Genomic DNA, 23,835 nt, shown 5'->3' on the forward strand with positions numbered 1-23,835 from the left:
AAAAAGGAATACTTTTAACAAACAGGTTGCATCTACTAAATCTCTTCCTTTCAGCTATTACCCCAATGAAACGACTAAACAATCACACTCTTAATCAGTGAGCCGTAGATTCGAGCCCAGTGAACGCTCATCTTAGGATGGATTTTAAGCAAATCAAGTTCGAAGGTGGAACCTCTTATGCCCTCTTTTAAAAGATATTCTTTCGCTTAAAAAGCTTCTGCTTTGTGGCTAATACAGATATTCCTATCAATCGTAAGTACATTAAATGGCCAGTAAGGTCCTTTTAGCAAATGAAAGAATTACTCTTGTTAAAAATTGTTCGATTCTTATTTATTCTTCAATCAATTAAATCAATCAATTAAAATGATACAAAAAAACCTGAGATAGAATGATGATCATTCTATCTCAGGTTTTTTGCTATACGACACGTCATTCCTTATTGATGAAGAACCTGCCGATGGTATAACCAATTTTTTTTGCTGTTCTTTGCCTCGAAAGATGTCCCTCTTTTACAAACACGCTGTGAAATCTTCAATTTGTCCTTCTACGTTTTTTTTCTCTGTTTTTTTACCACATCACAAAGACAATGACTAAGCCTAGCATTCCTATATAAGAAAAGGTACTTCCAGTTTGTGGGAGTGTTCTTGGATCATCCAGGTCTGGTTGGGTGGGTTCTTCCTCTTGGTAAAAGCTCACAACCGCACGATTCTCATTTGTTGTCGCATGTCCAATCACTGTGCTCCTTGAAAAGACGGGGATAAAAATGCAGAGACCGACCAAAAACACGACCACTCTCTTTCTCATCGAATGCCTCCTATCGTCGGATCCCCGACTAGTTCCCAAGTAATTGTTGCTTGATACTCTCCCTTGTCCACAGGTGTATTGGCAGGCAAATGAAGTGACACACCGGTTAATGTCTGGTCTTTTACTTCTCCAATTTGAATGATTGTTCTTCCGTATTCATCTCTTGTTCCTGATCTATCTCTTGCCGCAATCATTTGAGGGGTGGTTCCCAACAGGATATCATTTTTGGGAATGGAAATATTTGTATGAACAGATTCGATCACTTTCAACTCCTTCAAAGCGATGGCTGCTTCTCTTAACTCCTGATTTCTTTCATTTATAAAAGGGCTCATCGACGCATAAAGGCTCCACTGGGCAGTATCACTGTAATCACTGACCATAATCGTTGGAGCAGACTCTCCTTGCGCTGGAATATTTTGTCTACGGCTCGTTTTTAGGACGTCGCCAAAATCAAAATTGCCATGAGCAATTCCCGCCAACTCCAGTCGTCCAAGTCCAACTGTAAAGGATACCTCGTACGTCATTGAAAACCGGTACCCATTTTCTTTTGTTTGTGTCACTTGTACAACTGCTTTGCCTTCTTTGCCTGGTAATAGTGCATCAGAACGGATCAAATCAAACGAAAGCTCTTCTTTTTCCTGTTCCGTAAATTCTTCATGGAAATTGAAAAATTCTGTCATTCTCTGAAGGATTTCTTCTGTTGAACTACTAGCTGCAAAAGTTAATTTATTCGTCGTTAATTGATTCACTCGCAACAATTGGAAGCCGCTTGGTGTCATCATATACAGAGCCTCTGGCCAGCCAATCGCCTCTCGAACAGGTTCTTCATTTCTCGTGACCCATGTATTGGCTCCATTGTAATTCTGATTGGCTACTGCGAACCTATTTACGCTTAATCCGATCACATCACCAAAGTCAATCGGACTATTGTTTAACACATTGTTCCAAGCTTGTACGACACTGCTTCTTGATTGGTTTACTGTAAAAAAAGGAAGCAGCGTTTGGTTGGTGTAATCGTTGCGATAAATCGTATAACGTGGTCTTGATGTAACTTGATTCGGCCAAGAATTGCCAAATCCTTCTGATGCAACAAGAGATGGTCCGTTATCATTGATATGAAGACTGATTACTCCAGTTCTAGCACTGATTGCTGCTTCTCGTGAAAATATCGAGTGGCCCCATATCACTTCCACCGGTACATTTATCTGAGTCGCTGCTTGTGTTTCTACATGTACGACGGTGATTGGGACTTGCAGATTTCCCAGGAAAGTGGTGTTCGGTTGATTCAAAAGAGTGACTTTAAAGTCCTCATTTGCGACTTCATCTCCATTCAGCCTGACGTTTGTCACTAACTCATTCAGTCGTTCCTCGACAAATTTCCCACCTAGTCCTATCTTTTGAGGGACTGCTTCGGCTGTGAGCACAGTTTCGTCAGAATAACCGCTATGTTCACTTGGTTGAATCGTTTTAGACTCTTCCGTTCTGTCTGGAATCGTGCTTAATTCAGGATCAATGTTCTCTTCATCCAACCCTGAATCAAGCAAATCTAAGTTTCCCTCTGATTCATCAGCCGCATGATCTTCTGCATCTACGGGTTCAAAAAATTGATGTTCATCTGAATCAAGAGTGGAACTTTGGTCTTCTGCCCTTTGCCTCTCTGACGCATCAACGGTTTCCGCAAATAGGATTGTCGAGGGAAGCAAGTGCCCTGTAACGAGTAAACTTGCTATGGTGATAAGGACATTTCTTTTCATTTGATCGCGCCTTTCCCTTCAAATTAATCCAGAAGAATTTAGGGTGATTTATCCACCTATTCCTGTAGTCGGATCCACAACCAGCTCCCAAACAATCGCAGTAGAATATTCAGTATTGTTTGCTGTGGTATTGGCTGGTATACGCAATACAACACCGTCAGTATGCCCTTCTCCATTTGATTGTCCTAATGCTAATGCCCAAGCACCTGACCCTTGCGCGGCATCTGCTGTGGCTAGCGTTTGTGCCGCTGCTCCGAGGACGATCTCATTTTGATTGACTATTGGTGTAGCAGCCGTTGCATTCACATAACGCAGCCCGGATAAAGTAATCGTTGCCCCAATCAATTCATGACCACTCGCATCTGCCAATTGATTCGGCTGTAATACTTGTAATTCCCATCCTAGCCGTTCACTTCCTCGGCGATCTTCTGTCGCGACAAAAGGCACACGCGAGACTTCTTCACCGTTTACCCACACATGATCGAGCCGTGCTTTTTGTTCAATCGCACGTGAGACATTTTGAATCTGACCAAAATCAAAGTTTGATACATAGTTGATCCGTAAAAGTCCCGGATAAGGATTGGTTGGTTCTTCGGGAGTAACTTCATTTCCTGGATTCTCCGGGTCAGAAACGACTGGGTTTGAAGAGTCATTTTCCAAGATTTTCACTTTTCCTTCAGTCGTAATATTCGCTGCGTCATCATAAGTTGCCGCATCCCCCATTTTGCTACCCAATCCAAGACTAGCTGCTAAAAGTACAATTGATAATGTTCGTGTCGTTTTTTTCATTTTCTTTCCTCCGTTATCCTTTTGAAGTTCATTTTACAGGGTGTTCCTTCATAGTTTCACAAGATCCTGCTCATTCATTTCATTACGATTAAGCATTTTATTTTATGCTCTTTAATTTGCTGGATGACTCCGATAAGCCAGTCCTTTTTATATCATGGGTCGTTTTCTTCTCTTTTTTCTCCGAGTCCGCCTTCGAGTCCACCACATCACCAAAAGAACGAGGATCACGCCAATTCCGACAAATATCCCATATGACATGTAGGATGTCGTCCGCTCTAGATTGACCGCACTTTGATTTAATTGCCGGGCATTCGCATTCGTAATGGAAAAAGATTGTTCAAAGCGATACTCTTTTTCATCAGCTGTTACTTGCGTCTTTAGAACATAATTCCCTGCTTCAATTGGCTGATTTCCAGCAGGGATGCCAAAGTTGAAATTAGAATTTGGTGCCATTCGCAACTCGTATGCGTTATATGTATAGATAGGGGTTCCACTTCCTTCTCTATAAATGCTTGACTGAATAGACATGTTGCGAACAATCACAGCAGCTCTATTTTGTAGATTTGCTTCAATGTGATTCCGATAATTACGCTGACTCGCGGTCACCTCATTTAAAAACAATTCATTTTCAACTGCTGACCCGCCTACTCGATTTAAAAGAATGCCTACCGTATAGGCGACTTCATGAGTCACAGTTTGTTCACTCTGCTGATTCTTTTTTTCAGTAAAACGAATGCCTCCAAGGATATCCCCTTCCCATTCTTCTTGTGGTAAGGAGATAATCAGTGTTGTGAGTACCGAAGAACCTGCAGGAATCAGGAGTTCACTCTCTTCAATTGCGACCAGTTGATCCATTCGATGAATGAGAGAAGCATCATACGCTTCTTCCCCTAAATAACTGGGGATTCCATTTTGATTCGTAGAAGCTGGATTTACGGTCACATTCACGCTGATTTCTTCTTCAGAAAGGTTATACACTCGAATTGAAACAGTGCGTTGCTTTCCTGGTTCGTCAATGATATGGTAATAGCCATTCTCATTCACATTTCCATTCTCATCTAGTGGTTGGATTGAGAACGTATTGACGTTTTCTGCAAAAACTTCTTTTTGGAAGAGACCAATAGTCAATAGCGCCAAAACTGCTATCATGACAAATCGTCTAATTTTTTTCTTAAATTGTTGTTTTCCACCACACCCCTCCTCAGTCTAATCTTTTGATAGTATAACTTGACGGTAAAGGCTGTCCCAAATTCATCTCTACCTTCATTTTGACTAAAAAAAGGAGTGAATCTAAAAAAAAGCAAGTGCAATCAATAATACGCAATGATTGCTCTCGCTCTTTTTATATGAAAAATGTTAATTTAATTATTAAAAATGATCCTTCTGGATGTTATAAGCGGGTTTACTGCATGATTCAGCGGAATAACTTAAATAGTGCCTCATTCAATAAGGATAGGATTCCCATGTCCTTATTAGATGTAAATAACCTACCTCAAGCGTATACGTCTGATTAAAAGCACGATCGATTTATTGCATGATCTCTCATCAAGTAACCTAAATGCTCTTTGACTGTTCAGTGGTATTATCTTATCTACATCTTCGTGTGTCAGTTGTAGTGGAAAGAGTCACAAACAACACTGATTATTGAAGCAACCCAATAAGTTAGATTTTTTGGGGGTGATCACTCTGGTGTAGTTATTCAGTCCAATTACATCGGAACCATATGCTTATTTTTCAAGAGAAAAGATGCGATCCAGTCAAAGATTTGTTGAGGATCGGCTTCTTGTTCGAGTAAGTTGAAAAAACTTTCCTGTTCCAACAAAGCGACGAGCTCGGCAATGGCAGATAGATGTTTGCTGTGATCAATTGCTGAGAGGGTGAAGATGTATTTAATCGACGCTTTTTTGTTGATTATCACTGGTTCTTGTAAGACTGTGATGCCTAGGCCTAGCTTTAACGCGCCTTCTTCTGGCCGTGCGTGAGGCAATGCTACTTGATCCATGATAATGAAAAAAGGTCCTTCTTTGCGAACGTTTTGGATGATCGTATCAATATAACCACGTGAGATCACTTGATCCTTGATCAGTGGCGTTGCTGCCAAATAGAATGCCTCTTCCCAAGAGCGTACTTTTATATTAGTCAAAATGTACTGTGGGTTAAGCATATCAATCAACGCAACGGGCTTTCTTTCCTCGCCTAGGGTTGCTGAATAAGCTGGATTGACTTCTCTTCTGGTAAGGAGCAATTGCAATTCTTTCTTCAAACTTTTATCATCTTCGATTGTCGCATGCTTTTTGATAACAGCCATAAGTTCTTCCACCCCAATCAGAGAAATAGCTTCGCTGGGCTGATGGTAAACTTCTTGAATCAATTGATTTCTTTCTTCATTGGTCATTATTGGATTTACCACATAAACTGGCTTTTTCAGTGTATAAAGACTGACATTGGGTACCGTAGTAAAGATCAGGTCACATTCAGGGCGCTCAAGCAATAGTTCTTTGGTCTCAATGGGTCCGATAAAAATAATGTCTGGAAAGATCATTTTTAATTCATTATAGATCATGGCAGAGCTACCGATTCCATTCGGACAAACAATCACACCAATTTTTTGATTGACTTGGTATTCATCAAAATCATTGATCAAAGAAGCAAAGTGGATGGTTAAAAAAGAAACTTCATCTTCTGGGATTCCGCGTTCAAAAAGATTTCCGATGGGACGCAATGTTTCTTGAACAATCTGATACAGATCTTCATATTCTTCAATAATTTTTTTATGTAAGGGATTGATAATTGGCAATTGAAAAAACAAGCGGTAATAAGCTGGTCGAAAGTGACTATATAATTGATTGATGACTTTTTGCTTATCTTTAAAACGGATGCCGGACAATAGTTCAAAGCGTTTGATGATGCGCTCGACCAGTTCATGAATAATCGAAAAATCCGCTGATGGATAAGTGGTATCCCCTAGCGCCATCCCCAGCAGCCACCCACAGATATACAATTGGGCTGATTTATTTGTGATACCAAATTCCATTAATAATTCTTTTGCAAATAAATACTCTTTCATCTGAAAAAAAGTCTGGTAATTATAGGTTTCATAAAAATCTTGCCACTGTTTGTTTAAACGAGGAAGGATCATCGTAAACAAATAAGAGAATTCATTCAAGCGATTCTCCACTAATTCTAAAGAAAAGGTTTTTAGTTTTTCTCTTGCGATACCCTCGACCTGTGAGAAGCCATCAATTTTTTCATTGACCAAGAAATAATGATAGACAAACTCCTCCTGATTATCCCCAAAATCATGAAACATCATCTTCATAAAAAAATTACGCAGATTTTCTTCATTCCCAATCAGCCCATAGCCGTTCTTCCGCGTATACCCAATAGTGATCATTGACAGAGACAGTTCTTTTTCTAATTTTTTCATATCCGCCATAAAGGTAGTCTTGCCAACACGCAGCGCAGACAAGAAGTGATTCACAGAAAGATAGTCTGATTCATAATAAAACAACATCAGAAAAATATATTTTTTTCGTTCTTCACTATTCATCTCATACTGGGTATAAACGGCACCGTTTAGGAAATCATTCAGAAAAAAAGCTTTTGCCTTTGGTGCTAATTGAATAAAATAAGGATCTGATCGAATCAACGGCTGTTTATTTGCTTTTAATAGTTCATTGATTTTTCTGATTGCATAATCCAATTGATTTTTTGACAGAGAAAAGAAGCGCATTATCTCCTCTTGTTCCATCAATGGTTTTTGAATCATTTTCTGTATCAGCTGTAATGTGCGTTGATCGATCATGACCCTCTCTCCTCTCTTTGTTAATTCACAAATGTGTCGATTTCTTTGCGCAATCGTGCCGCATTCTTTGCAATTTCTGCTTGCGAACCTTTTGTCAATAATGTTCCTACTCCCATACATTCTACACCAGCATTCAACCATTCTGTAACATTTGTCAAAGAAACGCCCCCTGAAGATAAGATCGGGACAAACGGCAATGGTGTTTTGATTGTTGAGACGATCCTTGGCCCATGTAAAGAAGACGTTGGAAATGCTTTGATCATATCCGCTCCTGCTTCGAGAGCTTCTAAAACCTCAGAGATAGAAGTACAGCCTGGCATGTAGCTGATTTGATAGCGATTGCTTATCTGTGCGACTGCTTTTGAAAAAGCCGGTGAGATGATGAATTCAGCACCATGTAAAATCGCATCCCGAGCGGTTTCGCTATCCAATACGGTTCCAGCACCGACAACGATTTCGTCTTGATAGATTTCTTTCAGTTGCTTGATGATTTCCCCGGCATTGTTATTCGTATAACTGATTTCCAAGCAAGTTATACCACCGGCTTTACAGCCTTCAACAATTTCAACGGCTCGTTCCACTGTTTCGACCCGTACGATCGCCATGATTTTTTCTTTATGGATCCGGTTGAGGATCACGAGCTTCTTATTCATCGAATCCCTCCACTTTTCGATATTCCGCTAAAACTTGATGGATCTCTGGATAGTCCTGTTCATCTACTGGCAGCACCGGCAGCTTAGGATCACCGACAGGAATTCCCATCCAACCTACGCAGTATTTTAGGACACTGGGTACTGTACCGAACTTTAAGATACGGCGAAAGTCTTCAATACTTAATTGATAGTTTCTAGCTTTCTGGGTCTCACCACTTTTAAATGCGTGATAAATAGCTAAGTCAGTTGTCGTTAAGACATTGGAAGTTGCTGCGACTGCCCCATCAGCGCCACATTCCAACGCTTCCAAGATCAAAGAGTCAGAACCTACTAAAATAGAAAAATCGTCTCGCTCATTCAATTTGAGATAGCTTTTGAGGTTTTCTATGTCCCCGCTGCTGTCTTTGATCCCAATAATAGTGGGTATTTTCAGCAATGCGTTAAAGATGGTTTCATTGATCGCAATGCCGGTATTCTTAGGAATATTGTAGAGAATCAACGGGAGTTTTGTCTTTGCAGCAATCATTTTATAGTGTTGGACTACTTCTTGATCCGTAAGCTTGATCAAATAAGGAGTGATGATGGAAGCCGCTGTGACTCCAATGGTTTGAAATTCATTCACTAAATCAATGACAGCTTCTGTCGAAATCCCACCTGCTCCTGCAAATACTGGTACCCGACCTGCTGTCTCCTCTACAACGATGGTTGCCAATTCGAGCTTTTCAGCATGAGATAAGGCATAAAACTCCCCATTGGTCCCTAGGATAAATAACCCATGGATCCCTTTCGCAATCAATTGATTAACTAGTCTTCTAGTGGCTGCTCGATCGATTCCCTGCTCATCTAAAGGACTGACCATGGCTGTAATGATTCCTTCGATCTTCATTCTTCGACACTTCTTTCTTGCATGATAGCACTCCCTAAGCTTCCTCCAGGATGCCATGCATAATAATCATCAATATCAATGGCGGCTTCTTGTTGCAGTAAAATCGACAAGCTTTGTAAAACGATGATTTCTGCCAATATCGAGATTCGTGGGGGTTTGTTCAACGGATCTCCTTCATTCGTGATACCAGCAAACAAGAAGGCATCGGAATGTTTTTGCAGCCATGAGTCGATACCTCCACTCACTCCGATGACTTTTATTCCTAAAGCTTTCAGAGTAAGAAGCGATTTTTTCAATTCTTCTGTTTCGCCGCTATTGGAAATAGCAATCACGACATCCCCTTTTTCGGCTTGTCCGGCAGAGCCGTGGATCGTTTCAGTTCCATCTAAAAAATAGGTAGGAGTGCCTGTGGAAGAAAGCAAAGCTGCTATATATTCCGCAACATGACTTGGCTTACCGATGCCAGTCACATGCACACGCCCCTTCTTTTTTTTTGCAGCAACGATCAGTTCAGCTGCATCGATCAACTGTTGTTGATTGATCTCATTCAAATAAGCTGTAAGCTCATCTTTGGTTGTTTGCAAAAAATAAGCTAAATTCGTTGTTTCCATATAAAATCCTTTCTGTCACTGATTCGTTTTCACTGAATCTTTGCACACTTTGAGATAGTTCTTTTTGCGTGCAAAGATTCAGAAGTTCAGCTGATGACAAATGTCTTAGCGATCGATTACTGACCAAACAAACTTAATAGTTTATCTAATAAGATTCCCATGACGTTGTAGTCGATATTTGGGAATGTCGATCCCTCGATGCCTAAGCTACCATACACCGGGTAAAGAACTGTTGGTAAAAAGGCGAGTAACAGCCCGATGACAAAGGACCCTGCAATCGCTCCCCGCCAACCGCCAGTAGAGTTTCCAAAAACGCCGGCTGTTCCTCCGGAGAAAAAACAAATATGGGCTGCTGGAATGATCACGACTGGAAAATTGAAAAGCACCATGATCAATACTCCCAATAAGCCAGCGACATAAGAGGATAAGAACCCTACAATGACTGCTGTTGGTGCAAACGGGAAAACAGTTGGCACATCCAATGCCGGACGAGAATTTGGAATGAATTTTTCCGAGATCGAAACAAATGCCGCCGTAATTTCAGACAAGAACATGCGCACACCAGTCATCAAGATCGACATCCCCGCAGTAAAGGTAAATGCCTGCACGAAAGGAAAGACCAGCCAATGAGTCGTTCCTGCTAATTCTTGAGTGACATCTCGTCCCGCTTTTAATGCAGAGATATAGAATAGCACTAGCATAACTGCCGCAACGCCCATCAAGAAGTCTCTAAAAAAGGATAACCATTTCGGAAAATTGATGTGTTCCGTTGTTTTATCTTTGTGTTTACCAAATAGCATCCCAATGTAACCAGACAATGCATAACCCACCATGTTAAAGTGTCCAATGGCGGTCTCATCACTGCCAGTAATGCGCCGCATAAATGGTTGGCACAGCTGAGGTAACGCAGCAGAGAAAAAGCCGAGTAATGTTCCGCCAATTAATATCGCTGGAATATCAGCAAACTGATGAGCCTTTAGAATCAATGACAACACACAAGCGAAAAACAAACTATGTCCTGTGGTAAAGAAAATATTTTTAAATGGCGTGATTCGAGCAATGACTAAGTTCATCAAAAAGCCGAGAATCAATGTACAACTGGTCACAAATGCAAATTCTGTTTGGGCTAGGGCAGTGGCGGCCTCTGGCGATGCAACGACCCCTACGATGTTGAACCCTTTTTGGAATAGGGTATTGAAATTCTGTAGTGCGCCAGTCATGATCGAACCGCCGGAACTGAATACTAAGAAACCGATGATGGTTTTAAAGGTTCCAGTCAACACTTCGGTCATTGATTTTTTTTGGGCCAATAACCCAATCATTGCAACTAAACCTAAAAGTACGGCTGGCGTACTAAGAAAACTGATAATTAAATCCATGAGCGTTTCTCCTTCATTGATTTTTAGACTAATGCGGCTGCGATTTTTTCTTTGATTTCTTTCTTATCAACGATGTTGTTGATCCCAATAATGGTTTGCTGCAAATTTTTTTCTCTTAATTCATTGGCAACATCTGTCAAAGTAATGATCAGATCTCCCGTAAAACCAGAGACCGCATCTAAAGACGCATGTTCCACCTCGATTGGAAAGTCATTTTCCCGGATGACCTCATTCACTTTGATTTTTAACATCAGACTTGAGCCTACGCCTGCTCGACAGGCAATCAGTGCTTTATGCATAGTTATTCTCTCCTTCAAATTTTTTTAGAAATGCAATTAGTTCGTTTTTTTCAGTCATTCGTCCTAACAATTCCAGAAAGTCTTTGTTGCCCAGCAACTCAGCCAGTTCGGATAACAATGAAATATGGGATTCATTGTCTGGTGCGCTAAGGGGAAACAAAAATTTGACAGGATCATTTGATTCATGACCAGAAATGACGGGTCGTTCTAACCGAGTGAATCCTAATGCTAATTTCTTTGCCCCCTTCTCTATGGGTGCATGAGGCAGCGCAATTTGTTTCGTAATAACAATGTAAGGCCCAATCTCATGATAAATGGAAAGGATGGATGAAATGTATTCATTCTCGATGACATCGGCAGTCAATAGCGGCTGTGCGGATGCTTTGATTGCTTCGTCAAAATTTTCTACTGAGATATCCAATTGGATATAGTCTTCTTTTAATAATTCGCTTAACAAAGTTAACCACCTCTCGTACAAAGAATTCTCGAGTCTTCTTGTATGCGTTTACTATAAGCAATATCACTGGTACCGGCAATAGTGATTGCGTTCATCTCTTCTAGAAAAAAGCTTGAAAAACTGAACTGTAGCCAATGAAATTTGCTGAATTTTGCTGTTTTATCAACTTACAGCAACTAGTCTGCTCTCAGTGATTGTCATTCTGTTCAACTTGTGGGTGTCATTACTAGAAAAAGCGGGCTAAATGCTCCTAAAAGATCTGCTGCAAGATGATCGAGCTACTAAATAAAACAGCAAAAAAGCAGACATCTTACCTCAAAAGATGCCTGCTTGATACCTGTCATAGGTTAGTGAGACAGATTCAGCTGCTTATTTCCATTTTAAATTTAGCAGCTCCATCATTTCATGATACGCGATTTCGATTCGCTGGCGTTTGTCTTCGGGTACTTTATCCGCATACTTCCCCCCAGGAAGATATTCTTCTGCCAGTACAACTTGAAAATCATAGGCTTCGGTAGTGCCAAACTCTGGATCGTCATATCTACGATCAGGGATCGGCTCTTTAGAGACCCATGTTGGATGCAGCTTGATATCACTCAAAAATGTACGATCACCTTCTTTTGTGAGTTCGACTTCTGGAATGACCCCTCGCTCGGTCCAATAGTTGTTGACTGTTTCGTAGCGTTGATTGGATAGCAAATTTCCCATTGAATAGAGAATAAATTTTTTCTCGCCGTCTTTTTCGATGATTTCTGTTGGTTCAGCGACATGTGGATGACCGCCAAAAATGATGTCCGCTCCGAGGTCGATCATTTGTCGATAAATCTTCTGCTGCTCTTCTGTAGGTTCTAAGGAATATTCTACACCGAGTTGCGGCATAACAACGGTGATGTTGGCTACTTTCTCTGCCTCTTTGATTTCAGCTGCTACTTTTTCCATGGATAAATCTTTTAAATAGGTCGTATATTCTTCCGGTGCCAAGCTAGCTTCATTGCCATTGAATCCGTAAGCATAAGCCAGCATCGCTACTTTGATGCCATTGGCTTCTTTGACGAATATCCCTTGATCATTTACATTGACACCAATCGGCTCCAATCCAATCTCCTGAAAAGCATTAGCAGTCGTTTTAAGCCCTTCGATTCCAGTATCCAAAATATGATTATGGGCTAGATCAATCACATCAAAACCAGCTGCTTTGATACTTTCTACTACATTCGGAGGCGCATTAAAGGTAGGATAACCGCCTAGTTCTTTGTTGGGATTGATGGTGCCTTCAAAGTCACCAAAAGCAATATCGGCAGAAGCGATCAACGGTTGCACCTGCTCAAAGTCATTGTCAAAATCATAGCGTTTCCCATCAAATGCACTCATATAAACTGGTCTGTGATAGAGCATATCGCCACTTGCTGTCAGAGTAATTTTCGACGATTGAGAGGCCGTTGTTGTTTCTTGGCTGGAAGTAGAAAGTGACACTTGGTTATCTGGGGAGCTTGTTGACGAATCAGTCCCAGTACGCATGGTGTGAATCAGCCAATAACTAACGGCAATCGTAACAAGCAGTAAACTTATGCTCAATGCCCATAGAAGCTGTCTTTTCCGTTGTTCAATCCTTCGTTGTTGCCTCATTGCTGCTCTCCGCCTTCCCAATGTAACTTTCATTATCAACGTTCGCTCGTTCTTGTTTGCATTACTGTTTATGATATTTGCTTTATCTACATTTCGTTTCATGCTGTTTTTCTGCTTACTTTCTTTAATAAAACAAACCTATATATCATGTATATAATTAATCATACTAAAGAATCAGTTCTTTTGATAGCCCTTTCTCATAAAAAGAGCAGCTAGGCATTTCTGCCTAACTGCTTTACTCATACTCGCTAGTTACCTAATAAAACTGGCGTTAGATTCATGGATAATTTTTAGATTTTCTCTTCTTGCTTTACTGGACAGCTTTGATGGCAATCAGAACAACTGCCTTTTTTGACCATTCGATAAAGCACTTTTCCTGCATAGCCAAAGATCACTAGACTTAAAAGAATCGTTGCAATCATTTTTCGCCTCCTACTACTTCTCCGACTACTTGTAATAGTGGTGAATTTTTTTGTTGGGGTCTCTTTATCAGAGCAAACAGCAACAAACCAAGAACAATCAACGCTGCCAAGGTTCCTACTGTCAGTTGCCCTCCTTCAAAGAAGATATGCCCGAATTGGTAAACAATCAGACTTGCACAATAAGCCAGTCCACACTGGTAACTAATAGCCAACCAAGTCCACTTGCTATCCCCCATTTCACGATGGATCGCGCCGATGGCCGCAAAACAAGGGGCACACAATAAGTTAAAAATCAAAAAGGAGTAGGCGGCTACTGGGGTGTAATCGCCTCGCAGCACTTGCCAGATCTCTGTACCGGTTTCAGAAACCCCACTTTGGCCGTACAAAATCCCAAAAGTCCCGATGACATTTTCTTTTGCCACCAATCCTGTAATGGTCGCCACGGCACCTCGCCAAGTGCCCCAGCCTAGTGGCGCAAAAATCGGTGCTAACAAACGGCCGAAAAAGGCTAAGATGCTTTCTTCTTCCCCCACTCGATCAAAGGTAAAGTTGTAGCTAGAAGTAAACCAGATAAAGATACATGCAACGAAGATGATCGTTCCGGCTTTTTTGATGAAGGCTACGGCCCGATCAATCGCACTTTTCAACACGGTTCCTAGTTGCGGCAAATGATAGGCAGGCAGCTCCATGATGAAGGGTGCTGGGTCGCCGGCAAAGAGAGCAGTCTTTTTCAATGCGATACCTGATAAAATAATGGCCCCCATCCCAATGAAATACGCAGAAGGTGCGACCCATGAACTGCCGGGAAAGAACGCCCCGGAAATCAGTGCAATGATCGGCAGCTTTGCAGAACAAGGCATAAATGTCGTGACCATGACCGTCAAACGGCGATCTTTTTCATTTTCAATAGTCCGGCTGGCCATGACCCCAGGTACACCACAGCCAGTAGCGATCAGCATCGGAATGAAAGACTTTCCTGACAAACCAAACTTGCGGAACAAGCGATCCATCACAAAAGCGATGCGTGCCATGTAGCCGCAATCTTCTAATAACGCCAAGCAGAAAAAGAGCACAAAAATTTGTGGAACAAATCCAAGGACAGCCCCGACACCCGCCACGATCCCATCTTGGATCAATTCCTGCAGCCATTGGGCTACTTGCCATTGGTTCATCAGCTGCTGCAGAATATCCGGGACTAAGCTGCCAAACAGGACATCATTGACCCAGTCGGTGCCCATCGTACCGATCGATTGGATGGATAAGAAGTAGATTCCCCACATGAAAAGGGCAAAAATCGGTAGTGCCAGTAGGCGGTGGGTCAACACACGGTCGATTTTGTCGCTTAAGGACAAGCGGTACTCTTCTTCCTTGACTGTTGCTAAAGCTAACAATTGTTGAATGAATCCATACCGTTCGTTTACTATAATTGCATCGCTTTGCTCATCAAAAATCATTTCCGTGATTTTAATGATTTCCGCTAATTCTTTTTCATCGCTCGGAGTCAAAGCGACTTGTTGACGAATCAATTCGTCACCTTCAAACAGCTTGACAGCAATCCAGCGTCGTTTGCTCTCGGGAATTTCAGTTGGCAATAGACCCATGATCTCTGCTAAAGCCGCCTCTAAACGTGAATCGTAGATGACGCTTGACTGACCATTTCCTGCTCTTTTCTTTGCAGCATCGATCAGCTTATTCAGTCCCTGTTGTTTCAAGGCACTGATTCCCACAACCGGTACGCCTAAGCCATAGGCTAGCTTCTCAAAGTTGATCTGGATCCCTTTGCGCTTTAAAAGATCGATCATATTGATTCCCACTATTGTAGGCAGACCCATTTCCAACAATTGCAAAGTGAGGTAGAGATTCCGCTCCAAGTTTGTGCCATCAACAATATCTAAAACCGCATCGATGGGGGCTTCTGCCAAATAATTTCTCGAGATCACTTCTTCAGGAGTATAAGGAGACAATGAATAGATGCCCGGCAAATCTTGGATGGTAATTTCTTTGGCTTTACGGAGCTTTCCTGATTTGCGCTCGACTGTTACCCCCGGCCAGTTTCCAACGGTTTGCTTCGCGCCAGTCAGTTGGTTGAAGGTGCTGGTTTTGCCGCTATTGGGATTGCCGACTAATGCGAATTGATAGGTCATTCCTCTACTCCTTTTTCAACAAAGACGAAAGCTGCTTCTTGTTTTCTTAACGACAGTTCATATCCTCTTAAGCGAATCTCGATCGGATCACCTAGTGGCGCCAGTTTCACGATATGAATCGGCACATTCTTGGTGATCCCCATATCCATCAATCGCCGCCGCAAAGCACCAGTCGTTGCAATTTTTACCACCTTGCCTTGCTCTCCTACATGTAATTGATCTAGAGAAGTCAAAACCGTCTGCTGTTGTCTTTCGGACACGTCAATCTGCTCCATGACGCTGGCATCCAATGCGATCCGGTTGTCCCGATGCAAGATGATGCCGCTTTTACAGTTTTTTTGAACCATGAGAATGTCAACGCCTACCCGAAGACCCAAATCATTTAAATGCGCCGTGACGTTCTTTGGTGTCGTGATCGCTTCGATTTGGTATATTCTGGAAGCCTCTGTTTGCGCCATTTTCATGATTTCTTCCTCCTCTTGTGAAAGATTCCTATTATTTATTCGTTCAATTGAGAATGATTATCATTATAATAGAGCGATTTAGGACTAAAGTCAATCTGTTTCACAGAGGAACTTGAAAGTTCGTTCACAATTCGATTTTTTTTTACTCACATCCATTGCATATTCTCGGATCTTTTTGGCTATAAATCGCGATTTTCTAGGAAAAATCAGCTTTTTTTGGCTGTATAAAAACTGGCTAAACACTATAAATTGTGTATGTAATTTTCACAAGCACTAGATATAGTGTTTTTCCGTTGACTTTCTCCAAGACTTATTTATACTAGATTTATAACTACTACTGACTCGGAGGAAATCATTATGAATATTAAACTATTTTCAAAAAACAACTGTATGCAATGTAAAATGGCAAAACGCTTTTTAAGCGATAATCATATTTCTTTTGAAGAAATCAATATTGACAACCAGCCTGAAGCAATTGAGTTTTTGAAAGAACAAGGATTCCAAAGCGTTCCGATCATCACTTCTGATGCACAAACAATCATTGGCTTCCGTCCGGATCAATTACGTCAATTGGCCAGCTAAGCAGTAACTTAACCAATGTGTTTTTGGAGGATTTGTCAGTCGTCAAGACCTGCAGATCCTTTTTTATACGATCAAAACAAGGAAAGAGGTTGCTTTTTATGAGCTTGAAAGAAATCAAAGATGTAAGCTATTTTAAATTGAACAATGAAATCAACCGCCCCGTTGATGGACAGATCCCTCTACACAAAGATAAAGAAGCCCTGGCGGCTTTTTTCAAAGAAAATGTTGAGCCAAATACGATGACTTTCGATTCAGTCACTGACAAAATCGATTACTTGATTGAACATGACTACTTAGAAGAAGCTTTCATTCGTAAGTATCGTCCTGCGTTTATCGAAGAACTTTATCAGTTTCTGTCGGAACAGCATTTTACCTTCAAGTCCTTCATGGCAGCGTACAAATTTTATTCTCAATATGCATTGAAAACTAATGATGGAACAGCCTATTTGGAAAGCTATGAGGACCGTGTAGCATTCAATGCCCTCTATTTTGCAGATGGAGATGAAGAATTAGCTTTGGCTTTGGCTGATGAAATGATCTATCAGCGTTATCAGCCGGCAACACCTTCTTTTTTGAATGCTGGCCGCAAACGTCGAGGCGAATTGGTTTCTTGTTTCCTGATCCAGTTGACCGACGATATGAACGCAATCGGTCGGGGGATCAATTCCGCATTGCAACTTTCTCGAATCGGCGGCGGCGTGGGAATCACGTTGTCTAACCTACGGGAAGCTGGTGCGCCAATCAAAGGCTACGAAGGCGCTGCCAGTGGTGTGATGCCGGTCATGAAATTGTTCGAAGATAGCTTTAGCTACTCCAATCAACTCGGGCAGCGGCAAGGTGCTGGTGTCGTTTATCTCAACGTGTTCCATCCAGACATCATCAGTTTCCTATCTGCCAAAAAAGAAAATGCGGATGAAAAAATCCGGGTCAAGACTCTTTCTCTTGGTGTGATCGTTCCTGATAAATTCTATGAATTGACCCGTAAAAATGAAGACATGTATTTATTCAGCCCATACAGTGTCGAAAAAGAATACGGTATTCCGTTCTCTTACATCGACATCACAAAAGAATACGACAATTTAGTCATGAATCCTAACATTCGTAAAACAAAAATCAAAGCTCGGGACCTTGAAAATGAAATTTCGAAATTGCAGCAAGAATCTGGCTATCCTTACATCATCAATATTGATACCGCCAATCGTTCCAACCCAATCGATGGCAAAATCATTATGAGTAACCTTTGTTCAGAGATCCTGCAAGTTCAAGAACCTTCTGTAATCAACGGCAAACAAGAATATGAAGTGCTTGGCACCGACATTAGTTGCAATCTTGGTTCAACAAACATCGTCAATTTGATGGACAGTCCTGATTTTGGAAAATCCGTCCGTGCCATGACTCGCGCATTGACTTTTGTTACAGATGCTTCTGACATCGACGTTGTTCCTTCTATTCAAAATGGAAATGCGTTGAACCATACGATTGGTTTAGGTGCAATGGGCTTGCATACCTATTTTGCGAAGAATCAAATGGAATATGGTTCTCCTGAATCATTAGAATTCACAGACTTATACTTTATGTTGCTCAACTACTGGACACTTGTAGAAAGCAATAACATCGCCAAAGAACGGGGCGAAGTGTTCCATAACTTTGAGAAATCAGCTTATGCGGATGGCAGCTATTTCACAGACTATATCACAGGGGATTACCAACCAAAATCAGACAAAATCAAAGCGTTGTTCGACGGTGTCTTTATTCCTTCTGGAGAAGATTGGGCCGCATTGGCAGAAGCAGTCAAAAAAGACGGCTTGTACCACCAAAACCGTTTAGCCGTTGCGCCAAATGGTTCTATCTCTTATATCAATGATACAAGTGCGAGTATCCATCCAATCACACGAATGATCGAAGAACGGCAAGAAAAGAAAATTGGGAAGATTTACTATCCTGCACCTTACTTGAGCAATGATACGATTGGTTACTATCGCTCAGCCTATGATATGGATATGCGTAAAGTTATCGATGTTTATGCAACTGCACAAAAACACGTGGATCAAGGAATGAGTATGACCCTCTTCATGCGCTCAGATATTCCAGAAGGGCTCTATGAATGGAAAGAAACCAGTAAACAGACAACCCGTGACTTGAACATTCTGCGTCATTATGCGTTCCATAAAGGGATCAAATCGATTTATTATGTACGGACCTTTACGGATGACGCAGAAGAAATCGGCAGCAATCAATGCGAAAGCTGTGTGATTTAATCACGCACGCTAAGCTAAGCACTGACTAAGAACAAAAAAACTACCTGATTGAATCAAATGTCTTCACCAAAGCATGATCGAGATGGATTAGAGATCCTCCCGAAAGGTTGAAGGCATTTGCGACTGACAATCAGGTAGGCTCCTTTTGTTCTTGTCTCTGGTATCAAGACTACTATTGGAGGAACCTAAGATGGGCAAAACTTATTATGAAGCAATCAACTGGAATGCGATTGAAGACATCATCGATAAATCAACTTGGGAAAAGCTGACAGAACAATTCTGGCTAGATACGCGTATTCCATTATCCAATGATTTAGATGATTGGCGGACACTTTCAGATCTAGAAAAAACAACGGTTGGTTATGTATTTGGCGGGCTAACACTGCTCGATACGGTTCAATCAGAAAGCGGAATGGATCAGCTGCGTAAAGACGTACGCACGCCCCATGAAGAAGCTGTTTTGAACAATATTCAATTCATGGAATCTGTCCATGCCAAAAGTTATTCTTCTATCTTTAGCACATTGAATACAAAAGCCGAGATCGATGAAATCTTTGAATGGACCAATACGAATCCCTATCTGCAAAAAAAAGCAGAACGTATCAATGAGATCTATAAGAACGGGACTCCCCTTGAAAAGAAAATTGCGAGTGTTTTTCTAGAAACGTTTCTTTTTTATTCCGGTTTTTATACACCGCTCTATTATTTAGGCAATAATAAATTGGCTAACGTTGCAGAGATCATTAAACTGATTATCCGTGATGAATCGGTACATGGAACGTATATCGGCTACAAATTCCAATTAGGTTTCAATGAGCTTCCTGAAGAAGAACAACAGCGTTTGAAGGACTGGATGTACGATTTGTTGTATGAATTGTATGAAAATGAAGAACGGTACACCGAAGAATTGTATGACGCGATCGGCTGGACGGAAGAAGTCAAAACCTTCTTGCGCTACAATGCAAACAAAGCATTGATGAACTTAGGCCAAGATCCCCTGTTTCCAGATACGGCCAATGATGTCAATCCGATCGTAATGAATGGTATCTCTACCGGAACCAGCAATCACGATTTCTTCTCTCAAGTGGGGAATGGCTATCTATTAGGAACGGTAGAAGCAATGAAAGATGATGACTATTTCATCGGTCTAGGAGATTAAAAAAAGTTGACCTTTTATTAGGTCAACTTTTTTTCGCGTTTTGAAGCCTTACAGCATCACATTTTTAAGGAAGTCGAGGGTTTCATCCAAACATTTCTTTGATTCTTCTAGCGAATAATCAAATTGGTATTCATGATTGACTGCCTCAGGAACATCTTTGTAAAAGAGAGATTTAACTGGCACATCTAGCTCTTGAAGCTTCTGATCAAAAGCGATTCCTTGATCCTGGAAAGAATAGGCATTGCCATCCGTGATATAGGTTGGCGGAAATTCTTTGGTCAATTTATTGACTAATGACACTTGCTGCAATTCCTTACTGTTTTTCCAATCTTTGGTTCCTAATAAAGACCACGCGACTGTTTTAACAAAGAATTTCATGAAGCGATCATCAGAAGTTTGATGAGCCATTTGCTTCAAGTCAACAGGTCCGCAATAAGAAATGAATCCTTTTATATCTCCTGATGGGATCACTTGCGTCATCTTCATATCTTTGGCGTAATCCGAATTGGTTTGGATCGCTAAGAATTGCCCAGCAATCTGTGAGCCGGCAGAGTCTCCACCAAAAATGACTTTTTTAAAGTCTAACATTGGATATTGCGCTGCCTCTTTCTTGATCGATTGATAGGCTTGATTGATTTGTTTGACTTGCCCTGGGTATTCTAGACTAGGAGCCCACTCATAGTTCAATGAAACCACTGCCACTTGTCCGCGATCTGCTAAGTAGGTCGCAAATTCTTTGGCCCCTTCCTTATCACCACCGACGTAACCACCACCATGCACCCAGAAAACAACTGGTACTTTCGAAGCACCTTGGGGATAATAGAGGTCAAATGTACTACGATCATAGTCAGAAGTATAGGTCAGATCATTTTTTACCGTCACATGAGGCAAACTTTTTTGATACGCGGTTTCATCTGTGATCTTCACCTCGTCATTAAACATTTTTCCAATCAGATAGGCCCCTGGACGAGGCGACACTTGAAAAGCAATCAGTACGACTAGTGCTAGTGTTACTAGAATACCGACAAGCCATAAACAAACACGCAAAATTTTTTTCACATACATGCTCCTTTGCTCTTTTTTCAGCTTCTTTATTTAACCACTTTCGCTGGAAGAATTCAATCAAACGAAGGAATTTATCAAAAAAAAGAAACGATAGCCATCTAGCAGATCGCTATCGTTTAAAAGATCAATGAGTCAATTAGAGCGGTAAAATCATGAATAGTCCGGCTGCCAATGCTGCACCGATAAAAGGTCCAATGATTGGTACAAACGCATATCCCCAGTCAGATGTTCCTTTATTTTTGATGGGCAAAATTTGATGGGCGATCCGCGGACCTAAATCTCGAGCTGGGTTGATGGCATATCCTGTCGGTCCGCCTAAAGAAAGACCGATCGCCAAAATCAAGATTCCGACTACGATTGGGTTCAAGCCATCCGTAAAGGTATTTGCACCAAATGCCAACAAGCCAAATACTAAAACAAACGTACCGATCACTTCGGTCATCGTATTCGCGGCTAAGTTACGAACGGCAGGTCCAGTGGCAAATGTCCCTAAAATAGCGCCTTGATCTTCTGTTTCATCCCATAACGGCAAGTAATTGAGCCAAACAAGAATTGCACCGACGATCCCGCCTGCTAACTGTGCTAACATGAAAGGTACCGCCAATCCCCAAGAAAAATTACCCGTCATTGCCATTCCCAACGTTACAGCAGGGTTCAAATGGGCAGGTCCCATGAAACCAGAGGCATAAACAGCAATCGTCACAGCTGTTGCCCAGCCTGTCGCGATCACGATCCAGCCGGAAGCTTCTGCTTTACTCTTTTTAAGGTTGACTGCCGCACAAACACCATCCCCCAGTAAAACTAAAATTGCCGTTCCCAGAAATTCACTAAAGATTTGTGTTGCATCACTCATATCATTCTCCTCCTTTTAAGGCACTCAAATCTGATTCCGCAATTACTTGATCCAATTCTTCGGCATACATTTGCTTGTCTGCAGCTGTCCATTCAAAATAATCCGCCATTGCATCGATCACACCAACTTTGATCTGATCCAACGTATCTCGCATAAAGAGAACATGATTGGTTCGTCGCAATAAATAATCCACAGGGGTCAGAACCAGTTCTTCTTGCAAGGCATAATTCAATGCCGTGCTTTCTTTTTCGTCCAGCCCCGCAAACGTGGTTTTATAGGTAAGGACTATCGGTAAGTTTGAACCGTAAAGATCGGCCAAGTATCGTGCATCTTCAGGGGAAAAACCGGCAGCTTCGGCGGTTTTCGCCAATTGCGCCAGTTCGTCCTCGACATTGGTCGGATCAATTTCGCCGCCAGACACCGGATAACGCGTGGAATCCACTAATTCAAACTGCTGCCCTTTTGCAGCCAGTAATTCATTGATTCGTTTGACGGCGCCTTCAGCCATTAACCGATAATCTGTAATCTTGCCCCCGGCCAGTGTCAACAGTCCGTCTTGAGACATTTCCAAGCTGCTGCCCCGAGAAACTTGTGAAGGATCCACACTGCTGGCTTCTAGACGTTCCTCTGCTTGTTTGATCGCCCTTTCGACTTGCGGGCGTTTGCGGTGATCGTCCAAATACGCTTCTACAGTTTGCACGATTTGATCAAAGCTTTCATCCGAAAGTTTGCTCTTAGCTCCGCCGTTGTAATCAGAACCGCCATTAGCCGTGATCAGCGGGCGTAACCCCGCCCAGCTAGCTTCAATATCATCCAGTTGGATCGCAGCTTCTGGAAAGCGATGGTTGATGATCTCTAAAAGATAATCGACGTCTTCTTGCGTAACAGTCGGATGGGAAAAATCGCCCGTGTAATCCGTATCTGTCGTACCAAAATACGTCTTGTTCTCCCTAGGAACCACAAAAACCATCCGACCATCATTCTTGCCAGTATCAAAATAAGTTGGCTGAGGTACTTTCAGCTTTTCACGATCCACCACTAAATGGACACCTTTGGTTGGGCGCATTTGCGGCGGTAAGTTATCATTGCTATCTAATTCTCGAACGATATCAGACCATGGTCCAGTGGTATTGATCACAACTTTCGCATGGATGGCGAATTGTTCTTTCGTTAATTGATCTTCTACTTGAACACCATTGATTTTTCCTTGTTCATCATGAAGCATACCGACAACTTTGGCTTTGCTGATCATTGCAGCACCATCTTGATGGGCCCGTTTGATATTTTCGATCACTAAACGGGCATCGTTGTTGCGGAAATCCAGATAGACTCCGCCTCCGGTCAAGTTCTCATGTTGCAGTTGCGGTTCTCGTTCCAATACTTCTTCTTTCGTCAACGTATAATTGGCATATTTACTATCTGTTACATTTGCCAGACGATCATACAAATCCATGGCAATCTTGACAGAAAAAAGATTGAAGGTTGCACCGGGCTCATCGTAGATAGGTAAAAGCATGGGATCTGGTTTAGGAATATGGGGAGCGATCTGTTGCACGATCGCTCGTTCCCTCACTGTATCTGCCACAACTTCGACATCAAATGTTTTCAAATAGCGGATGCCCCCATGAACCAGTTTCGTCGAACGAGAGGAGGTTCCTTCAGCAAAATCCTGCATTTCTACCAAAATCGTTTTCATGCCGGCAGCTGCCGTTTGCACGGCGACTCCAGCACCAGTGATTCCGCCACCAATGATCAATACATCATAGGTCGTATTTTTTGCTTCTGCTAGGGCGTGTTGCCGATCTTTATAAGAAAAAGTCATGGC

General features: G+C 41.8%; 21 protein-coding genes. 3 read left to right on the plus strand and 18 right to left on the minus strand.

All coding sequences use genetic code 11. The features are described from left to right. Nucleotides 1-567 precede the first annotated feature (567 nt). The 15 genes from DVW06_RS05290 to DVW06_RS05360 form a co-directional block, all read right to left on the minus strand. On the minus strand, nucleotides 568-804 hold the full coding sequence (locus DVW06_RS05290; RefSeq protein ID WP_003127424.1) for a hypothetical protein: 237 nt from the start codon (nucleotides 802-804) through the stop codon (nucleotides 568-570). Beyond that, complete coding sequence (locus DVW06_RS05295) at nucleotides 801-2,558, minus strand: WxL domain-containing protein (RefSeq protein WP_137264479.1); 1,758 nt, start codon at nucleotides 2,556-2,558, stop codon at nucleotides 801-803. The genes DVW06_RS05290 and DVW06_RS05295 overlap by 4 nt, the downstream gene beginning before the upstream one ends. Nucleotides 2,559-2,606: 48 nt before the next feature. Beyond that, nucleotides 2,607-3,347, minus strand: coding sequence for a WxL domain-containing protein (locus DVW06_RS05300; RefSeq protein WP_137264480.1), 741 nt, complete (start codon nucleotides 3,345-3,347; stop codon nucleotides 2,607-2,609). 147 nt (nucleotides 3,348-3,494) lie between these two features. Beyond that, entirely contained in the window at nucleotides 3,495-4,496 is a 1,002-nt protein-coding gene (locus tag DVW06_RS05305; RefSeq protein WP_137264481.1) for a DUF916 and DUF3324 domain-containing protein, read from the minus strand. Between the two features lie 559 nt (nucleotides 4,497-5,055). Further along, nucleotides 5,056-7,152: a BglG family transcription antiterminator gene (locus DVW06_RS05310; RefSeq protein WP_003127420.1), complete on the minus strand. Its 2,097-nt coding sequence runs from the start codon at nucleotides 7,150-7,152 to the stop codon at nucleotides 5,056-5,058. A gap of 20 nt (nucleotides 7,153-7,172) precedes the next feature. Then, nucleotides 7,173-7,805 (minus strand): bifunctional 2-keto-4-hydroxyglutarate aldolase/2-keto-3-deoxy-6-phosphogluconate aldolase, encoded by a 633-nt coding sequence (locus tag DVW06_RS05315; protein WP_003127418.1) that lies wholly within the window; start codon nucleotides 7,803-7,805, stop codon nucleotides 7,173-7,175. Further along, nucleotides 7,798-8,691 carry a dihydrodipicolinate synthase family protein gene (locus DVW06_RS05320; RefSeq protein ID WP_003127417.1) on the minus strand — a complete coding sequence of 298 codons (894 nt, stop codon included), beginning with the start codon at nucleotides 8,689-8,691 and terminating at the stop codon, nucleotides 7,798-7,800. The genes DVW06_RS05315 and DVW06_RS05320 overlap by 8 nt, the downstream gene beginning before the upstream one ends. Then, on the minus strand, nucleotides 8,688-9,302 hold the full coding sequence (locus DVW06_RS05325) for an SIS domain-containing protein (protein WP_003127416.1): 615 nt from the start codon (nucleotides 9,300-9,302) through the stop codon (nucleotides 8,688-8,690). The genes DVW06_RS05320 and DVW06_RS05325 overlap by 4 nt, the downstream gene beginning before the upstream one ends. Before the next feature lie 116 nt (nucleotides 9,303-9,418). Next, nucleotides 9,419-10,681, minus strand: a complete 1,263-nt coding sequence (locus DVW06_RS05330) for a PTS ascorbate transporter subunit IIC (RefSeq protein ID WP_021149274.1) — start codon at nucleotides 10,679-10,681, stop codon at nucleotides 9,419-9,421. Nucleotides 10,682-10,704: 23 nt separating this feature from the next. Further along, a complete protein-coding gene (locus DVW06_RS05335) occupies nucleotides 10,705-10,980 on the minus strand; it encodes a PTS sugar transporter subunit IIB (RefSeq protein WP_005471675.1) in 276 nt (91 codons plus the stop codon). Continuing rightward, on the minus strand, nucleotides 10,973-11,437 hold the full coding sequence (locus DVW06_RS05340; protein ID WP_005471669.1) for a PTS sugar transporter subunit IIA: 465 nt from the start codon (nucleotides 11,435-11,437) through the stop codon (nucleotides 10,973-10,975). Before DVW06_RS05340 ends, DVW06_RS05335 begins: the two co-directional genes overlap by 8 nt. Before the next feature lie 369 nt (nucleotides 11,438-11,806). Further along, complete coding sequence (locus DVW06_RS05345) at nucleotides 11,807-13,063, minus strand: CapA family protein (RefSeq protein ID WP_137264490.1); 1,257 nt, start codon at nucleotides 13,061-13,063, stop codon at nucleotides 11,807-11,809. Between the two features lie 290 nt (nucleotides 13,064-13,353). Beyond that, nucleotides 13,354-13,485 (minus strand): FeoB-associated Cys-rich membrane protein, encoded by a 132-nt coding sequence (locus DVW06_RS05350; RefSeq protein ID WP_005471667.1) that lies wholly within the window; start codon nucleotides 13,483-13,485, stop codon nucleotides 13,354-13,356. Further along, on the minus strand, nucleotides 13,482-15,629 hold the full coding sequence (gene feoB, locus DVW06_RS05355) for a ferrous iron transport protein B (protein WP_137264482.1): 2,148 nt from the start codon (nucleotides 15,627-15,629) through the stop codon (nucleotides 13,482-13,484). The genes DVW06_RS05350 and feoB overlap by 4 nt, the downstream gene beginning before the upstream one ends. Beyond that, nucleotides 15,626-16,093 (minus strand): ferrous iron transport protein A, encoded by a 468-nt coding sequence (locus DVW06_RS05360; protein ID WP_003127410.1) that lies wholly within the window; start codon nucleotides 16,091-16,093, stop codon nucleotides 15,626-15,628. The genes feoB and DVW06_RS05360 overlap by 4 nt, the downstream gene beginning before the upstream one ends. 357 nt (nucleotides 16,094-16,450) lie before the next feature. Between DVW06_RS05360 and nrdH the strand changes: the two genes are divergently transcribed. The 3 genes from nrdH (at nucleotide 16,451) to nrdF (ending at nucleotide 20,092) form a co-directional block, all read left to right on the plus strand. Beyond that, entirely contained in the window at nucleotides 16,451-16,675 is a 225-nt protein-coding gene (nrdH, locus tag DVW06_RS05365) for a glutaredoxin-like protein NrdH (RefSeq protein ID WP_003127409.1), read from the plus strand. 98 nt (nucleotides 16,676-16,773) lie between these two features. After that, nucleotides 16,774-18,933 carry a class 1b ribonucleoside-diphosphate reductase subunit alpha gene (nrdE, locus tag DVW06_RS05370; RefSeq protein WP_003127407.1) on the plus strand — a complete coding sequence of 720 codons (2,160 nt, stop codon included), beginning with the start codon at nucleotides 16,774-16,776 and terminating at the stop codon, nucleotides 18,931-18,933. A 190-nt stretch (nucleotides 18,934-19,123) separates the two neighbouring features. Beyond that, entirely contained in the window at nucleotides 19,124-20,092 is a 969-nt protein-coding gene (gene nrdF / locus DVW06_RS05375) for a class 1b ribonucleoside-diphosphate reductase subunit beta (protein WP_003127406.1), read from the plus strand. Nucleotides 20,093-20,140: 48 nt separating this feature from the next. Here nrdF and DVW06_RS05380 read toward each other — a convergent pair whose 3' ends face one another. The 3 genes from DVW06_RS05380 to glpO form a co-directional block, all read right to left on the minus strand. Next, nucleotides 20,141-21,157 carry an alpha/beta hydrolase gene (locus tag DVW06_RS05380; RefSeq protein WP_040013700.1) on the minus strand — a complete coding sequence of 339 codons (1,017 nt, stop codon included), beginning with the start codon at nucleotides 21,155-21,157 and terminating at the stop codon, nucleotides 20,141-20,143. Nucleotides 21,158-21,293: 136 nt separating this feature from the next. Then, the gene (locus tag DVW06_RS05385; protein WP_003127404.1) at nucleotides 21,294-22,010 is read right to left on the minus strand and encodes an MIP/aquaporin family protein; all 717 of its coding nucleotides are present in this window, start codon (nucleotides 22,008-22,010) and stop codon (nucleotides 21,294-21,296) included. Nucleotide 22,011: 1 nt separating this feature from the next. Continuing rightward, on the minus strand, nucleotides 22,012-23,832 hold the full coding sequence (gene glpO / locus DVW06_RS05390; RefSeq protein WP_003127403.1) for a type 1 glycerol-3-phosphate oxidase: 1,821 nt from the start codon (nucleotides 23,830-23,832) through the stop codon (nucleotides 22,012-22,014). Nucleotides 23,833-23,835 lie beyond the last annotated feature (3 nt).

Origin of the sequence: Enterococcus sp. ARL09-542, assembly GCF_005234805.1 — a bacterium.
Taxonomy (GTDB): Bacteria; Bacillota; Bacilli; order Lactobacillales; family Enterococcaceae; genus Enterococcus_D; species Enterococcus_D gallinarum.

Coding starts and splice junctions, on each gene's coding strand:
- DVW06_RS05290 (WP_003127424.1), bottom strand. CDS start 804: ATGAGAAAGAGAGTGGTCGTGTTTTTGGTCGGTCTCTGCATTTTTATC.
- DVW06_RS05295 (WP_137264479.1), bottom strand. CDS start 2,558: ATGAAAAGAAATGTCCTTATCACCATAGCAAGTTTACTCGTTACAGGG.
- DVW06_RS05300 (WP_137264480.1), bottom strand. CDS start 3,347: ATGAAAAAAACGACACGAACATTATCAATTGTACTTTTAGCAGCTAGT.
- DVW06_RS05305 (WP_137264481.1), bottom strand. CDS start 4,496: ATGATAGCAGTTTTGGCGCTATTGACTATTGGTCTCTTCCAAAAAGAA.
- DVW06_RS05310 (WP_003127420.1), bottom strand. CDS start 7,152: ATGATCGATCAACGCACATTACAGCTGATACAGAAAATGATTCAAAAA.
- DVW06_RS05315 (WP_003127418.1), bottom strand. CDS start 7,805: ATGAATAAGAAGCTCGTGATCCTCAACCGGATCCATAAAGAAAAAATC.
- DVW06_RS05320 (WP_003127417.1), bottom strand. CDS start 8,691: ATGAAGATCGAAGGAATCATTACAGCCATGGTCAGTCCTTTAGATGAG.
- DVW06_RS05325 (WP_003127416.1), bottom strand. CDS start 9,302: ATGGAAACAACGAATTTAGCTTATTTTTTGCAAACAACCAAAGATGAG.
- DVW06_RS05330 (WP_021149274.1), bottom strand. CDS start 10,681: ATGGATTTAATTATCAGTTTTCTTAGTACGCCAGCCGTACTTTTAGGT.
- DVW06_RS05335 (WP_005471675.1), bottom strand. CDS start 10,980: ATGCATAAAGCACTGATTGCCTGTCGAGCAGGCGTAGGCTCAAGTCTG.
- DVW06_RS05345 (WP_137264490.1), bottom strand. CDS start 13,063: ATGAGGCAACAACGAAGGATTGAACAACGGAAAAGACAGCTTCTATGG.
- DVW06_RS05350 (WP_005471667.1), bottom strand. CDS start 13,485: ATGATTGCAACGATTCTTTTAAGTCTAGTGATCTTTGGCTATGCAGGA.
- feoB (WP_137264482.1), bottom strand. CDS start 15,629: ATGACCTATCAATTCGCATTAGTCGGCAATCCCAATAGCGGCAAAACC.
- DVW06_RS05360 (WP_003127410.1), bottom strand. CDS start 16,093: ATGAAAATGGCGCAAACAGAGGCTTCCAGAATATACCAAATCGAAGCG.
- nrdH (WP_003127409.1), top strand. CDS start 16,451: ATGAATATTAAACTATTTTCAAAAAACAACTGTATGCAATGTAAAATG.
- nrdE (WP_003127407.1), top strand. CDS start 16,774: ATGAGCTTGAAAGAAATCAAAGATGTAAGCTATTTTAAATTGAACAAT.
- nrdF (WP_003127406.1), top strand. CDS start 19,124: ATGGGCAAAACTTATTATGAAGCAATCAACTGGAATGCGATTGAAGAC.
- DVW06_RS05380 (WP_040013700.1), bottom strand. CDS start 21,157: ATGTATGTGAAAAAAATTTTGCGTGTTTGTTTATGGCTTGTCGGTATT.
- DVW06_RS05385 (WP_003127404.1), bottom strand. CDS start 22,010: ATGAGTGATGCAACACAAATCTTTAGTGAATTTCTGGGAACGGCAATT.
- glpO (WP_003127403.1), bottom strand. CDS start 23,832: ATGACTTTTTCTTATAAAGATCGGCAACACGCCCTAGCAGAAGCAAAA.